The 15,823-nt window shown below is 37.3% G+C and carries 16 protein-coding genes; 13 read left to right on the top strand and 3 right to left on the bottom strand.

The features are described from left to right. The first annotated feature begins 92 nt into the window (after nucleotides 1–92). From QWY99_RS16000 to QWY99_RS15990, 3 genes are all read left to right on the top strand, one after another. Nucleotides 93–965, top strand: coding sequence for a helix-turn-helix domain-containing protein (locus QWY99_RS16000; RefSeq protein WP_290266597.1), 873 nt, complete (start codon nucleotides 93–95; stop codon nucleotides 963–965). Nucleotides 966–1,074: 109 nt separating this feature from the next. Beyond that, on the top strand, nucleotides 1,075–2,268 hold the full coding sequence (locus tag QWY99_RS15995; protein WP_290266595.1) for a TlpA family protein disulfide reductase: 1,194 nt from the start codon (nucleotides 1,075–1,077) through the stop codon (nucleotides 2,266–2,268). A gap of 240 nt (nucleotides 2,269–2,508) precedes the next feature. Beyond that, entirely contained in the window at nucleotides 2,509–2,928 is a 420-nt protein-coding gene (locus tag QWY99_RS15990) for a LytR/AlgR family response regulator transcription factor (RefSeq protein WP_058699767.1), read from the top strand. Nucleotides 2,929–3,290: 362 nt separating this feature from the next. On the opposite strand, the gene mobC is transcribed toward QWY99_RS15990, so the two are convergent. The 3 genes from mobC to mobA all read right to left on the bottom strand — a co-directional run bounded on the left by mobC (nucleotide 3,291) and on the right by mobA (nucleotide 7,140). Further along, a complete protein-coding gene (gene mobC, locus QWY99_RS15985; RefSeq protein WP_058699766.1) occupies nucleotides 3,291–5,291 on the bottom strand; it encodes a conjugal transfer protein MobC in 2,001 nt (666 codons plus the stop codon). 107 nt (nucleotides 5,292–5,398) lie between these two features. After that, on the bottom strand, nucleotides 5,399–6,700 hold the full coding sequence (gene mobB / locus QWY99_RS15980; protein ID WP_058699765.1) for a conjugal transfer protein MobB: 1,302 nt from the start codon (nucleotides 6,698–6,700) through the stop codon (nucleotides 5,399–5,401). Continuing rightward, the gene (gene mobA / locus QWY99_RS15975) at nucleotides 6,697–7,140 is read right to left on the bottom strand and encodes a conjugal transfer protein MobA (protein ID WP_058699764.1); all 444 of its coding nucleotides are present in this window, start codon (nucleotides 7,138–7,140) and stop codon (nucleotides 6,697–6,699) included. The genes mobB and mobA overlap by 4 nt, the downstream gene beginning before the upstream one ends. A 732-nt stretch (nucleotides 7,141–7,872) precedes the next feature. Between mobA and QWY99_RS15970 the strand changes: the two genes are divergently transcribed. The 10 genes from QWY99_RS15970 to traJ all read left to right on the top strand — a co-directional run bounded on the left by QWY99_RS15970 (nucleotide 7,873) and on the right by traJ (nucleotide 15,820). Then, complete coding sequence (locus QWY99_RS15970; RefSeq protein ID WP_058699763.1) at nucleotides 7,873–8,640, top strand: ParA family protein; 768 nt, start codon at nucleotides 7,873–7,875, stop codon at nucleotides 8,638–8,640. Nucleotides 8,641–8,652: 12 nt separating this feature from the next. After that, nucleotides 8,653–9,057 carry a DUF3408 domain-containing protein gene (locus QWY99_RS15965; protein ID WP_058699762.1) on the top strand — a complete coding sequence of 135 codons (405 nt, stop codon included), beginning with the start codon at nucleotides 8,653–8,655 and terminating at the stop codon, nucleotides 9,055–9,057. Nucleotides 9,058–9,067: 10 nt separating this feature from the next. Continuing rightward, nucleotides 9,068–9,340, top strand: a complete 273-nt coding sequence (locus tag QWY99_RS15960; protein WP_176221477.1) for a DUF3408 domain-containing protein — start codon at nucleotides 9,068–9,070, stop codon at nucleotides 9,338–9,340. A gap of 2 nt (nucleotides 9,341–9,342) precedes the next feature. Then, nucleotides 9,343–9,978 (top strand): hypothetical protein, encoded by a 636-nt coding sequence (locus QWY99_RS15955; RefSeq protein WP_058699761.1) that lies wholly within the window; start codon nucleotides 9,343–9,345, stop codon nucleotides 9,976–9,978. A gap of 30 nt (nucleotides 9,979–10,008) precedes the next feature. Beyond that, the gene (locus QWY99_RS15950) at nucleotides 10,009–10,818 is read left to right on the top strand and encodes a hypothetical protein (RefSeq protein ID WP_058699760.1); all 810 of its coding nucleotides are present in this window, start codon (nucleotides 10,009–10,011) and stop codon (nucleotides 10,816–10,818) included. 197 nt (nucleotides 10,819–11,015) lie between these two features. Then, nucleotides 11,016–11,321 carry a DUF4134 domain-containing protein gene (locus QWY99_RS15945; protein WP_058699759.1) on the top strand — a complete coding sequence of 102 codons (306 nt, stop codon included), beginning with the start codon at nucleotides 11,016–11,018 and terminating at the stop codon, nucleotides 11,319–11,321. Between the two features lie 11 nt (nucleotides 11,322–11,332). Continuing rightward, on the top strand, nucleotides 11,333–11,665 hold the full coding sequence (locus QWY99_RS15940; RefSeq protein ID WP_058699758.1) for a DUF4133 domain-containing protein: 333 nt from the start codon (nucleotides 11,333–11,335) through the stop codon (nucleotides 11,663–11,665). Next, entirely contained in the window at nucleotides 11,662–14,151 is a 2,490-nt protein-coding gene (locus tag QWY99_RS15935) for a TraG family conjugative transposon ATPase (protein ID WP_058699757.1), read from the top strand. Before QWY99_RS15940 ends, QWY99_RS15935 begins: the two co-directional genes overlap by 4 nt. 37 nt (nucleotides 14,152–14,188) lie before the next feature. After that, nucleotides 14,189–14,821 (top strand): DUF4141 domain-containing protein, encoded by a 633-nt coding sequence (locus tag QWY99_RS15930; RefSeq protein WP_058699756.1) that lies wholly within the window; start codon nucleotides 14,189–14,191, stop codon nucleotides 14,819–14,821. 3 nt (nucleotides 14,822–14,824) lie between these two features. Further along, nucleotides 14,825–15,820: a conjugative transposon protein TraJ gene (gene traJ, locus QWY99_RS15925; RefSeq protein ID WP_058699755.1), complete on the top strand. Its 996-nt coding sequence runs from the start codon at nucleotides 14,825–14,827 to the stop codon at nucleotides 15,818–15,820. The last annotated feature ends 3 nt before the right edge of the window (nucleotides 15,821–15,823 follow it).

Genomic DNA, 15,823 nt, shown 5'->3' with positions numbered 1-15,823 from the left:
ACATTCCTAATTTATAGTCAGATGGTACTATTTTTGGAATAATAGACGGATAAATTGAAAAAAATGGTTTATTTGTCTTAAAAGATAATGTGATGATGAAACAAAAAACTATTTACACCTTGGAAGTTTCACACCTGAATTTGGCGGATGATAATCTGAGGAACGATTTTGCGATATCAGATACAAGTGAAGATATTATTGGAATAACGCTCGAACATCCGGTAAAGATTAATTCCTTACTTGTTGGTATATGTATAAAAGGGAACGGTAATATGAAAGTCAACTTAAAATCTGTTCCGCTATCTGAAAGAGACGTCATAGCACTCTCTCCCGGCACTATCATCCAATATGTGCCAGAAGAAATAAGCAGTGATTTTATGATGAAATATATGTTAATATCTCTTGAGTTCGTCGCTGCTTTCGATGCTTCATATCTCTATCCCGATGCAAGACAGACGTCTTATTTTAAAGCCGATATTGAAGAATATAATATATTATTAAAGCTTTATGATAATCTGCTTGAAAAATATAATCGGAAAGATAATTTGTTCAGAAGACAGATCATACAGCATTCATTATTGTCAGGCATGTACGAGTTTGCGCTGATTGAAAAAAACCATACATATTTAAATACCGAAGGCCTGACAAAAAAGGAAAAACTAGTTTGGGAGTTCTATCAGCTCTTATTTAAACACTACAAGAATGAAAAAGACACATTGTTCTATGCCGAAAAGCTATTATTATCGACCAAATACTTATCGACGATCATAAAACAACAGACAGGAAAGACGGTCAACGAATGGGTCTTTGAATATATTATAGCGGAAGCAAAGGCTCTTATTAAATCTTCAAAAATTACCATTAAAGAATTGGCAGAACATTTTAACTATGCTGATGCCACATCATTTGGTAAATTCTTCAAAAAACAAGTAGGTATGACACCAAATGAATACAGAAAAAATTAATAAGGCTAATAGAAGGATATTAATAAAATGATAGTTGCCCCCCCAAATTGTGTTTTTAGTGGTCTATTACTATAGATAACCTAATTAAAAGAAAATGGAAAAAAAATGTATGATTATCGTGACAATTTTGCTTTTAGTAGTAATGGCTACTCCAATAAAAGCAATTGGGCAAATTGTTGTTGAGGAACAGTCAACTACTTACCTCTATAATGCAATAAAATCTGAAACAGATCCAATTAGCATTGAAAAAATGCTTGTTCAAATGGAAAAGCAGTCTGCATCGGAACCAAGAGATGCCATGATATTAGATGCTGGCCGATACATAGCCGCTAAAGCTTATGCCCACGCAGGAGATGCTCAGAAGGCAAACTACTGGATGAATAAGATTAATAATAAAAGTTGGAAGACAAGCAGTTTATCTACAGTTACTCGAGCTCTTATCGAAGCTGGGATGCTGAATGATGCTGAAGAACTTGTAAAGCCTTTTTTGGGTCAAACTGGATCAAACAACTTTCACTACGGTTTGATTCTCTATAAACGTAAGGAGTTTAAAGCTGCATTGGAGTATCTAAAGCCTAATAATGAAGACAAGTCTGATTTTTTAAGTGCAGATGCTGAAATTTATCCTTTCGCACTGATCGAAGCTGATAAACAGCTGGATGCTTTCAATGAAGTTAATAGATTACTGAAAATTTCGGCAAATAGAAGTGATAGATTCAAAGATGCTTCAAGAAAGTTATTTCAAAATAAATATGGTGACGAGATACGCTATGAATTTCTGCTCGATTCTATGGAAACTGTGGACCATAATAGCACATTGACAAAAATAGCAAAAATGGAGACTAACCAATTGGCTCCAGATTTTGAACTTAAAGATTTAAACGGAAAAAGCGTTTCGTTAAAAAGTCTAAAGGGTAAAATCGTTATCTTAGACTTTTGGGCTACTTGGTGCCAGCCTTGCATAGCCTCTTTCCCGGGTATGCAGAAGGCCGTAGATTACTACAAAAACGATGATAGCGTTGTTTTTATGTTTATTCATACCCAAGAAAAAAGCCCAAATGCTGCTGATGATGCTAAAAAGATGCTAATTGCAAGGGGAAACCGATTTGATGTTTACATGGATTTAAAGGACGAGGTTCTTGGAAAAAGCCCTGTTTCAGCTGCCTATAAAATTTCTGGACTTCCTGCTAAATTCTTTATTGACAAGAATGGTTTTATACGTTACAAAAACGTTGGTTATATAGGTGTGGATGAAGCTATACCTGAAATCAAAACCATTGTGGATAAATTAAAAGCGGAATAAGCAACACACAATTCACGCTGATATAGCGAAGTTAATGGGATTGAAATCGACAAAGATGTTCAATTGTTATTAGCATGTACGTATGACACCAAATTAATGTAAGTATTTCTAGTGATCAAATGTGTATAGGGTCTTGTATGCAATGTCTTTAAGTCAGAATCATTTTTAATAGGTCCTATTTAATTTTCAATAATACCAATAGAATTTTCACTTAATTAATCACCACTATCTATAAACAGTATGAGAATTTTAATTATAGAAGATGAAGACTTAAATGCTCGTCGCCTAAAAAGATTGTTAGAAGAATTGGAACCTAACTGTGAAATTTTGCAAATAATTGATACAGTTAAGGATGCAGTTTCCTGGTTAAATTTAAACAATTCACCAGATTTAATTACAATGGATATATGTTTGGCTGATGGGGTTAGTTTTTCCATATTCGATCAGTCAATTATTAAATGCCCGATAATATTTACAACTGCCTATGATGAATATACTTTTAGAGCATTTAGTAATAATAGTGTAAGTATAGAATACTTAATGAAACCCATTCAGAAGGACGAACTTGCTGCTAGCTTAAATAAAATTAAACTATACCTCGGAAAGGAGGATTTATTCCCTGTTTTTAATTCGAGAAATCTAAGAGGGGATTATAAATAATCACTTTGTGTATCGTAATTTTTTGCCTGATTGAAGTTGTTAAATATTTTAAAATATACCTCTTTTGTGTTCAGTATAAAAAAGTTTCTATTTTTTACAGATTTTGTATTTCCATCAGTCATAAAAATGAGGAATCACAAAAGAAATAGATTCGTCTAATGTCAAACCGTTTTCTATTAAAAAGGGAAAGAACAAAGTCATATAATAAAAATTTAAAAGCTACAGTAAATACCTCTATTTACTGTAGCTTGTTCTAAACAGAATAGTGCATCAATGATTCTAATAATTATTTATTCAGTATTATTAAAAGGTTGAAAAAAAGCTTAGTGAGCATTAACACTACTAAGAGAAGTGTAGTTTATCTATAGGTCTTTAAGTAAGTGCGTTAAATTAGAATCATTCTTGATTCGATCTATTTCATTTGCAATAATACCTATAACATCTTTCTTTACCTGCTTGTAATTAGCTTCAATTTGTTCTTTCATATTATCAGCTCCATGTGAATCGTTAAAAGATAAAATCTCTGGTATTTTTTTAAAAGCTTTGGTTTCGGCAGCAACTTTGTCGTTATCTACTACAATTTCAGAATGAAAAATCTTCTGTTCAATACGTTCGTCAAAATTGTCGGAAACAGCTCCCACGAACATTCCTTGTGTAAGTGTAGAAATCTTAGATGCAGGTATTAAGCTATCTAACTGTGTGGATATTGAAGTAGATTTATCATTCCTGTTAATTGTCAAGCTTTGACGTTTTTGCAACACTTTCCCGAAACGTTCCGAAAGATTTTTAGCAGTTTCTCCCACTACCTGACCACTAAAAATGTTACCGACAGTGTTCTGAATTACTTTAGCTTCTTTATCTCCATAATCACGGATTAATTGAGAATAGTCTTGAAAGCCTAAACATACTGCCACTTTATTACTTCTGGCCGTTGCAATCAGGTTATCCAATCCTCGAAAATAAATTGTCGGTAACTCATCGATGATGACAGAACTCTTTAACTGTCCTTTTTTATTAATGAGTTTCACAATTCTTGAATTATATAAACCCAATGCCGCTGAGTAAATATTTTGACGGTCTGGATTATTACCTACACATAAAATCTTAGGCTCCTTCGGATTGTTGATATCCAGAGAAAAGTCGTCACCGGTCATTACCCAATATAATTGTGGAGAAATCATTCTTGATAATGGGATTTTAGCAGAAGCAATCTGTCCTTGCAGTTGGTCTTGTGCTCCGCCCTGCCAAGCATCCATAAAGGGCGATAAATAATTTTCCAAATCAGGATAAGACGTCAGAATAGTGAATACATCAGAGTATTTTTTATTCAGTAATTCAATAGCGTGTGGAAAAGTGCAGTATTTGCCGCTGTCATAGATTTTCAGAAACCAGATGATTGCTGCCAGCAAAATAATTGGTGATTCAACGAAAAAATCCCCTTGCTTCTGGATCCAGCTTCTATTAAGATTCAACATAATCGTGTAAGCAGCTTCATAAGCATCAGAGATATCCGTCATAAAAACCGGGTTAAGTGGATTGCAACGATGACTTTTACGAGGATCATCAAAATTAATAACATAAAATTGAGGCTGTACCTTGTATTTATCTCGGTGTTTTAGTAAATGGTTATATGCAATAGTAGAAAGGTCGTCAAATTTAAAATCATAGATATACATTGAAAACCCTTTTTCTATATGCTGTCTAATATAATTATTTACAACTGCGTATGATTTGCCTGAACCTGGCGTGCCTAATACAATTGTTGCCCTGAAAGGATTCACTACGTTAATCCAGCCTTCATTCCACTTTCCCTTGTAATAAAATTTAGTAGGTAAGTTTACAGAATATTCGTTTTTCATCAGTTTGGTTTCTTGCTGAAAACTCTCATTCTCATTATTAAATACATCATCCATTAAATTCGTGCGGAGCAATCTGGTAATCCAGACACCCGCCTTCATCAAAGAAATGTAACCTAATGCTGTAGTAAAAATGTAGAGAGATGTACCTATAAAGGGAGACAGTTTTAGTAAAGGTGTATTGAGAAAAAACAGAATAAAACCAATTACCAAGGCGGTGTTTATTTTTGTCCATGTTATTTTTTCGTTCTTTACACCTTTGGTTCCAAGACAGCTTAATGCCAGCAATACCAATGCGAAAATTTTGGTGTAAAGGTTGTGAGCAAAAAGCCCCGCCGTTCGGTTAAAGTTGGCTAATATTTTGCCTATTATTTCTAATGTCCAGCCACGCTCCAAAAAGAAACCAAAGCAGAACCAGTAAAAGTGCATCAGTACAATGATGATACTGACCGCACGCATGAAAGCCATAATCTTGGCTAAACCTCTTAAATCGTCTTCTCCTTGCATAATTTGTAATGATTAAAATGACAGAGAGTGAATTTAGAGTCTGTTCGGGTTGGTTTTGGATAAACGGTAACCGATGGCGTTCGGTGGCATTGTTTGGTTTGATGTTTCTATTTACCTCTTTTTCGTTTCCTTTTCTTCTTCATTCTATTGGCAAATTCTTGTTCCTCGTAATCTTCGTCCTGTACATCGGGAAGCAGACTGCCCAACCCCTCTATCAGATCAGGCTCATTATAGGCAGGTTGTTCCTTGTTCAGAAAATCAAAAAGCTCGTGTGGTGTTTCGGACTCTTCCTTAGTATTATTCTGGGATGAGCGGCTTGAATGTGTTGTATTGTCATTTGTGGTTTGCTTCCTATTTTCTATTGCCTGTTCATCCCACCATTTATTAAATACATTAGCAGATAGATTTTTACCCAATTGCGAGCCGTTCCATACGGTACGGCTTTCGTGGTCTATAAAAGTCATTCCATAAATACGACCTTCATCATTCCTGCGGACAACGGTATTAATGCCCTGCTCCAATAGCTGCTTCTTAAAATCTGTTTCATTATTGGATGTATGCATACCAGCTTCAATAGTATTTTTAAGCACCTCTTTTGCAGGGTTGGTTTTCATATTTTCCTTTGATTTTTCAAAGTGTTTTTCAAGCTGGGTCATTCCTGCTTCTTTGCCAAACAGTGAAGACTTGAACGGATTACTTGCCTTTTGTCCATACTCATTTAAAGCAAAATACACTAAACCCTGTTTTGGTTGACCGTGTAATTCACCTTTAACTTCTTCGGAAGTTATATTAAAAAGAGAAAGTAAAGCGTTGTAAGCTCCTAGACTTTGGTACTGATAATATTTGGGCAAGTGGCGGGTAACGGATGCTATTTGGCTTTTTATATCTCCTTTGGTATAATCCACGGATTTAAAAATTCGGTCACTATTTGACTGGTATTGCTCTGTAGCGGGCTTCAAATCATATTGCTGTTCCAATTTCCTGCATACAGCCATTGAACGTGGATGATCATAACTGTCCGGTATTTTTGCACCGTTGAGTTGCACGCAGGTGGTTACGATATGTATATGGGTGCGTTCAATATCGGTATGCTTGAATACCACATACGGCTGATTGCCATAACCCATTTCTTGCATGTATTGCTCCGCTATATTTCTGAACTGCTCATCACTAACCTTATCCGCAGGGTCAGGATTCAGCGAAATGTGACGAACAGGCTTTTCTGTTTTGTTATTTGCCAGCAAATAAGGCTCGAAATAGCGGTTGAGAAAAGCGGTAGTGTAGTTGTCGTTCAGCACTTCGGGTATCTTATTCGTGAGCAAAACATGTCCATTTTCCTCGTGCACTTTAAGCAGATTGTAAGAAATTGCTCCGATCATGTTCGCACCTTTTCCAATTTTTGCTATCATTTTTCTTCGCTTTTGTATAGGTATTTTGTTTCAAACTCCTGCGTTAATTGGATAACTTGTTGACATAATGTCGCCATTTCTGCGGTTTGCTTTTCCAATTTAAAGAGATAAGCAGCGGCTTTCTTCTCTGAAAAATTGCGATAAAGTATCTTCACTATCTGGTTATAATTTATACCAACTGCTCTAAACTGGCTGTATAATTTGGTCAGTTGTGCATGGTAATCCATAGCAGCTACATCAATTTTAACCGTCTTAATCTCCCGTTGTAGTAAAAGAGAAATAATAAATTTTGCTTTGTTGCTTATACCTGACGCTTCAAAAAGCGACAGGAGTTTCGCATTCTCTTCGTCATTCAGACGAAAAACATGGCGGTGCGTGCTTGGGTTTAGCTTTGGCTTACGTCCGCCTTTGTTCTGTTTGTTGTTACTGTTCTCATTCATCACAAATCCATTTTAAAATTTTATAAAACCCCGACTTTGGAGGGTGTTTTTCGGCTCCCGGCAGGGCAAGTTGTTTTGGGGCACGAAATACGTTTCGAGTGCCTCAAAACATAACTTGCTCTATTCTGGTGAATAGAAAATCCGCCCTGCGGGACGGATTCTATTTAGTGGAAAAAGCAGCTTCATGCTGCTTCTTATTTTACCTTTCTTGATGGAATAGCATTCTATCAAACCGTCAGAAAAACCCCCTTTGCAAAGTAAAGGTTGATTTTATAAACTATTGATATATAGAATACTGCCAAAGTATTCCGTTAAAAGCCAAAGTGTACAACGCTTTAAAAACCACCTCTATTAATCGCTTTCTTTGTTTCAAGGTTCTACAGAAAGCTTTGAAAAAAACAGTAAAGAAAAAAGTAAAAAAAGAGATATGTATCTGTGCAAATCCTGTAAAAAATAAAAGCATAAAGTTTTAAAAATATAAAAACGCTAAAACGTAAAAGCGGTAAATAAGAAAAGCAGAAAAGAAAGTTTAACTGAAGTAAAGCATATTTCTACCTGCAAAACTTCACGGATTGAAATTTTACAATCAGGTTTCATGTGAATGAAAAAGGGAAAAACGACAAGCAATTACGCAAAAGGTAAAAAAGAAATATTAGAACAAAGAAAGGTACAAATGAAGGTTTTTGTTTGCCTGTACCGATTTAAAGAAAAGCATCAATAAATTTTTAAATAATGGAAACGACAAAGAAAACTTTAAAAATCAGCTTCTACACACAAAAGGGAGGTGTAGGCAAATCAACGATCACTACGCTGTTGGCTAGTGTGCTGCACTACCGTTTAGGTTACAACGTACTAGTAATGGATTGCGACTTTCCGCAACACAGTTTAACCAATATGCGTGCGAGGGATTTAAAAACGGTCATGGAAAATGACTATCACAAGAAAGCTGCTATGAAGCAGTTTCAGACTATCAATAAGAAGGCCTACACCATCGTCAAGAGCAAAGCGGAAAACGCATTGGAAAACGCATTTGAGCAGACAGAAAAATCGAAGGTAGAGCCGGATATTATCTTTTTCGACCTTCCTGGAACTGCAAATACAAAGGGAGTATTATCGACTTTAAAAACGATGGATTTTGTGTTTTCACCGATTACGGCAGATCGACTGGTGGTAGAAAGTACATTGGGCTTTACCAAGGCCTTTCTTCACTTACCAGAAACAGAAACCGGAAACAAAGATCTGGCAATATGGTTGTTTTGGAATCAAGTAGATGGTAGGGAAAAAACAGGTTTGTACGACGCATATCAAAATGTCATAGAGGAGTTGGGATTGCCAATTATGGAAACTCGCATTATGGACAGCAAGCGTTTCCGAAAAGAAACAGACGATACAGGAAATTATGTATTCCGTTCCAGTCTGCTCCCTGCCGAACCGCAATTGCTGAAAACCACCCGCATGGATGCTTTTGTGCAGGAATTTTTAAAAATTATTCACCTGTAAAACCGATGATGTATGGCAACAGATAACAAACGAAAAGACTTTGAGAAACCGGATGTTGATGAGGAATACCTGATGAACATCATGAGCGGTGACCAGCCTGTCCCTGACAAACCAATTCCCAAATCACAAGAGGAAATAAAAGAAAGCAAACCACGTGAGCGATCTCGTTCGACTTCTACCAAAAAAGTAGATTATGAAGAAACCTTTTTAGTCAATCGCTTTCCGTCAGGGCGTAACGGTAAAGTAGTCTATATCCGTCCTGAATATCATGAAAGATTAATCCGCATTGTTCAACTCACACGGGAAGATAAAACTACTCTTTATTCATATATAGATAGTATTCTTGAACATCATTTCAAGGAATTTGGTGATGATATTACCGACTATTTCAATGAAAGATATAAACCTATTATATAATAGTTTCATTATGAAAAATACAAAACAAAAAAAGAAAGCAACATTAAGAATAGATCAGTACAAAACTGAATTTCTTCAGTCGAAAGGCGTTAAGGCAAGAGATAGCAAAACAGCCTATATCAGTACAGAGTTTCACGAAAAGTTATCGCTTATCGTCTTTATGATGGGTGGAGGTAAACTGACTATTACTGATTACCTACACAATGTGCTGAAATACCATTTTGAGGATTTCGGAGAGGAACTCACAGCCATTTATAACGCAATCGACAAACCTAAATTATAGCTATGGAAACAGCAATTCTTATATCCCTATTAATTGTCATTGTCCTGCTGTTGCAGGACAAGGTGGTTATCAAAAGAAATCCAAAACAGGAGAAGCAAATTCCTAGTCAAAAGCGAGAATTTTTAGATATTATGGGAAAACCCAAGCCGATTGAACGCCTTTCTCCGCCAAAGAATACCACTAAAGGACAACTTGAAGATAAAGAGGAAAAACCTGATAATTTTGAAGAAGAAAGATCCCTAAAAGGGTTTGCTAAAGAAATTCCGCAGGAAGAGCTAGATGAAGTTTTTAATACCGAACCTGATTTGGAGGAAGAGGAAGAAGAATGGAACGGGTATGGAACTTATGAGGAAGAAAACGGTTTTGCCACAGGGGTTACCTTTGAAGAACTAAGTACCGTGGGGATGTTGCTCCAAAAAGAGAAATTGGAAACAGCTCAGAAGGAAACAGCGGTGGGAATAGTTCAGAAAATACAGGGAACCGATCTTTTTAGTCTACTGGAAAACTCAATGGAGGGTGCTGCACAGAAAATTGCAGCGTTGTTGGACAGTGGTGTTCCCGGTAAAGAAATGGACTCTGGTTCTTCCAATTTGCGGAAAAATAATATTAATGATTTTGACATTGGGGAGTTTGTATAGACTCTCCTTTGTGTTTTAAAACGTTAAGGTATGGAAAAAGAACTGAAAGAATTTGATATCCACGGAACAGTGTTTCTTGTGGATGTGAATAAATTAGAACTGAGAGAAAAAGAAGATGAAACGAATATTATTCGGTTTGATGAAATGGAATATTTAGGAAATGGATATCGTTTTGATTACGACGTTGAAAAGAATAGACTTTCATCGGGATGGGGAAATCACGAAGTAACCGTCACTATTCCCGAATTCTCCGTATTAGATCCTATTGGGATGGGGAATAAATATAAGCTATCATTAGATGTCATAAAGAAAAGGAACGACTATGATATCATGGTTGACCCCGTTGCTTATGACCTGCGTGTGAACAAAGGAATGCTGCCCACCATTGATATTGAAGGACACACTTTCTATGTAGATATAAGAATGGATAAACTTAGACCAAAAGATGACTTCCTCTCTAATGGAATTGCTTTTTCACACATAGAAGACTATTTTAATGATAGCTCTGGAACATATCTTATTCCCTACAATCCTAAGACAAGAGAAATGGGCGAAATTGACTATGAAAATATTACAGAAATTCCAAAAAATCTTGTTGTAATAGAATTTCCAAACGAGTTAAAACTGGATCCTATCGGATGGAATAGGCAACACGGATTTGATCTGAAAGATGGGTTAATGGAAGTAGGATTGCAAATGAGTTTTACAGCAAAAAAAGGAAAATGGGAAGACATTTATGTGCCTCAAAAAATCAAAGAGAATTTAGATAAAATTAAAAAAGAAAATAAGAACTCGAATACTCCTTATAATTCAGAAAGGAAAAAGGGTAGAAAAATGTGAGAATATTGTAAAAAGAACGAAACGTCAGCCATCAAAAGGCTGGCGTTTTTTTATACTCAATTTTCATACGAAAAGCCTTTGAAAGCCAAGTTATTCCACTGAACGACACTTTTTAAGAGTGCTTTGTTTTACGTCGCACATTTGTTCCGAAAGCCTGCAAGGTGCAGGAAATCGTAACAAATTAATTCGTTTTAAAGATGAAAAAACAAAGAAAAAAAGTGCTGCTGACAGGTGCGGCTTTGCTGTCAGCATTTGGGGTATTTGCACAGGGAAACGGTTCTGCGGGAATCAACGAAGCCACGCAAATGGTAACCTCTTATTTCGATCCCGCCACACAACTTATTTACGCCATTGGTGCCGTGGTCGGGTTAATCGGAGGTGTTAAAGTGTACAATAAATTCAGTAGTGGTGATCCTGATACAAGCAAGACTGCGGCATCATGGTTTGGAGCTTGTATCTTTTTGATCGTTGCTGCAACTATTCTTCGTTCATTCTTCCTTTAATCCTTTGCCTTATGAGTAAATACAATATTAATAAAGGCATTGGACGTACAGTCGAGTTCAAAGGATTGAAAGCACAGTATCTGTTCATTTTTGCAGGTGGCTTACTGGGTATGCTTGTTCTGGTGATGATACTGTATATGGCAGGCGTAAGTTCTTATGTGTGTCTATTTATTGGAGTTGGAGGAGGCTCTCTTATTGTCTGGCAGACATTCTCTCTGAACCAGAAGTATGGTGAATACGGATTAATGAAAGTGGGTGCCAATAAGAGGCATCCACGTTATATCATCTGCCGGAAACCCGTACATCGCTATTTAAAATTCACCTCTAAATCTGTCGGCTTATGAGAAATGTAGCAAAAGCCACTACGTTGGAAAGCAAGTTCCCATTATTGGCTGTGGAAAACAACTGCATCATCTCTAAAGATGCAGACATTACGGCTTGCTTTCGGGTACATTTGCCCGAACTGTTTACGGTTGCTTCCGTAGAATACGAAGCTATACATTCCGCATGGCACAAGGCGATCAAAACTTTACCGGATTTTACAGTCGTTCACAAACAAGATTGGTATATCAAAGAAAATTACGCTCCTGATATTGCAAAAGAAGATCAAAGCTTTTTAGCAAAATCGTATCAACAGCATTTTAACGAGCGTCCTTTTCTGAATCATTATTGTTACTTGTTTCTTACCAAGACCACTAAAGAACGTATGCGTATGCAAAGCAACTTTAGTTCACTTTGCAAGGGTGTGCTTATCCCTAAAGAAATAAGGGATAAGGAAATCATTCATCGCTTTATGGAAGCTGTGGCACAGTTTGAAAGGATAGTGAATGATAGCGATTTTGTAAAACTGGAACGTCTGAGCGAAGAGGATATCGTCGGAACGAGTGGCAAGCAAGGATTGCTGGAACAGTACCTCACCTTGTCAAGAGATGAGGGAAGGCCTTTACAGGACATTGCTTTGGGGTCTGAAGAAGTTCGTATAGGGAACAAAAGATTATGTTTACATACCTTATCTGATACGGATGATCTACCGGGAACAGTATCTGCTGATACGCGTTACGAAAAATTATCTACAGACCGAAGTGACTGTTTGTTGTCGTTCGCTTCTCCCGTTGGACTACTGTTAAGTTGTAATCACATCTATAATCAATACCTTTTCTTAGATAACAGCGAAGCAAACCTCCAAAAGTTCGAAAAGTCTGCAAGGAATATGCATTCACTGGCAAGGTATAGCCGTGCCAACCAGATTAACAAAGAATGGATAGAACGCTATCTCAATGAGGCTCATTCACATGGTCTGTCTTCCATTCGTGCACATTTCAATGTACTGGCATGGTCTGAGGATCCGATCGAACTAAAACAGATTAAGAATGATACCGGTAGTGCTCTGGCTTTGATGGAATGCAAACCAAGACACAATACTACTGATGTAGCAACTTTGTACTGGGCAGGAATGCCGGGCAATGCCGGGGATTTTCCTTCTGAAGAAAGTTTCTACACCTTCATAGAACCCGCGTTGTGTTTCTTCACAGAAGAAACAAATTACCAAAGTTCACCATCACCGTTCGGTATCAAGATGGCAGACAGGTTAACGGGAAAGCCAATCCATTTGGATATATCGGACTTGCCTATGAAAAAAGGTATCGTCACGAACAGAAACAAATTCATTTTGGGACCTTCAGGTTCGGGAAAATCTTTTTTTACAAACCACATGGTTCGTCAATACTATGAACAGGGGGCACATGTGCTGTTGGTTGACACAGGTAATTCCTATCAGGGATTATGTGAGCTGATCTATGGAAAAACCAAAGGTGAAGACGGTGTTTATTTCACTTATACCGAAGATAATCCTATTTCATTCAATCCATTCTTTACAGACGATGGCATATTCGATATTGAGAAGAGAGAAAGTATCAAAACCCTGATACTAACCTTATGGAAACGAGATGATGAGCCACCGACAAGAGCAGAAGAAGTAGCCTTGTCTAATGCGGTAAGCGGTTATATAGAGCGTATTAAGATCAATGATGAATATCCATCCTTTAATGGTTTTTACGAATATGTACAGAGAGACTACCGCAAAGTATTAGAAGAAAAGCAGGTTCGGGAAAAAGACTTTGACATAGCCAATTTCCTAAATGTTCTGGAACCTTACTACAAGGGAGGTGAATATGATTATCTGCTTAACTCAGACAAACAACTTGACTTGCTGACTAAACGCTTTATCGTATTTGAGATTGATGCTATAAAGGATCACAAAATTCTCTTTCCTATTGTCACGATTATCATCATGGAGGTTTTCATCAATAAGATGAGAAGGTTGAAAGGTATCCGTAAGCTCATCTTAATTGAAGAAGCTTGGAAGGCAATTGCAAAGGAAGGTATGGCTGAGTACATAAAGTATTTGTTTAAAACAGTCAGAAAGTTCTTTGGAGAGGCAATTGTAGTAACGCAGGAAGTGGACGACATCATCCAATCACCTATTGTGAAAGAATCCATTATCAATAATAGTGATTGTAAAATACTGCTCGATCAGCGAAAGTATATGAATAAATTTCATGACATCCAGGCGATGCTCGGGCTCACTGAAAAAGAAAAATCTCAGATCCTTTCTATCAATATGAACAACGACCCCAAACGCTTGTACAAAGAAGTCTGGATTGGATTGGGCGGAACGCACTCCGCCGTTTATGCTACAGAAGTAAGCATGCAGGAATATCTCGCATACACTACGGAAGAAACCGAAAAAATGGAGGTTATGCAGCTTGCTAAGGAACTCGACGGTAATGTAGAACTCGCTATAAAACGAATTGCTGAAGAGCGAAAATAGAAATCAGGTAATTATTAATCAATTAAAAATCAATAAAATGAAAAAAATCATGTTAATGGTGTTCACGGTAATTATACTGGCTGTTACACCTTCTGCCAAGGCACAATTTGTTGTCACTGACCCAGCTAACCTGGCTTCCGGCATTCTTAACAGTGCTAATGAAATCATACAAACATCTTCCACAGTTTCCAATGTGGTCAAAAATTTTAAGGAAGTAGAAAAGGTGTATAAACAAGGTAAGGAATATTACGACAAGTTGAAAGCGGTCAGTAATCTGGTAAAAGATGCGAGAAAGGTACAGCAAACTGTCTTACTTGTTGGAGACGTATCTGAAATGTATGTACAGAATTTCGGCAAGATGATGAACGATCCGAATTTCTCACAACAAGAATTGGCTGCTATCGCCAATGGTTATTCTGCACTATTGAATGAAAGCACGGAGCTACTGAAAGAATTGAAGCAGATTGTTTCCTCATCCAGTCTTTCATTAAACGATAAAGAACGTATGGATATCATCGACCGTGTTTATAAAGAAGTTAAAGAGTACCACAGCCTTGTACGGTACTATACCAGTAAAAATATTTCGGTCAGTTTTCTAAGAGCTAAAAAGAAAAATAATAGCAAAAGAGTACTTGAACTTTACGGAAATCCTGAACAAAAATACTGGTAAACTATGGAATTTAATAATCTTCATGAAGTTCTACGCTCATTGTATGATGAGATGGTACCTCTGTCCGCCGATATGGCGGCTGTAGCAAAAGGACTCGCCGGATTGGGGGCTCTGTTTTATGTAGCTCTCAAAGTATGGCAGGCACTCAGCCGTGCAGAGCCTATAGATGTATTCCCCTTACTACGTCCGTTTGCTTTGGGATTGTGCATTATGTTTTTTCCAACTATGGTTTTGGGAACTATCAATGCGGTACTCAGTCCCATAGTAAAGGGCACTCATGCTATACTGGAAAACCAGGTGCTTGACCTTAATGAGTTGCAAGCTCAGAAAGACCAATTGGAATACGAAGCTATGGTACGAAATCCCGAAACCGCCTATTTAGTTTCCAATGAGGAATTTGACAGGAAGCTTGAAGAATTGGGATGGTCACCCTCTGACATTGCTACGATGTCGGGAATGTATATGGAACGTGGTATGTATCAAATGAAAAAATGGATAAGGGATGCTTTTCGGGAATTTCTGGAAGTACTCTTTCAGGCAGCCGCTCTGGTCATAGATACCATACGGACGTTCTTTCTGATTGTCTTGTCCATTCTGGGACCAATAGCCTTTGCTATTTCTGTGTGGGATGGGTTTCAGAGTACGCTCACACAATGGCTCACACGGTATATCAGTGTGTATTTATGGTTACCTGTGGCTGATTTGTTCAGTTCTATGCTTGCCAAAATACAATCATTGATTCTTGAAAGAGATATAGAGATGCTTGCCGACCCAACCTATATCCCTGACACTTCAAATACGGTTTATATCATTTTTATGATTATCGGTATCGTAGGATACTTTACCGTTCCTACAGCCGCAGGCTGGATCATTCAGGCAGGAGGTGCCGGAAACTTTATGCGTAACGTGAACCAGACTGCTATGAAAACTGGAAATATTGCCGGTGCCGGTGCTGGTTCTACCGCAGGTAATATCGGAGGAAAATTAATGGGTAAATAATAA

Source organism: Flavobacterium branchiarum (genome assembly GCF_030409845.1).
Lineage (GTDB): Bacteria > Bacteroidota > Bacteroidia > Flavobacteriales > Flavobacteriaceae > Flavobacterium > Flavobacterium branchiarum.
The sequence above is the reverse complement of the archived record's forward strand: the minus strand, read 5'-3'. Positions and strand labels throughout refer to the sequence as shown.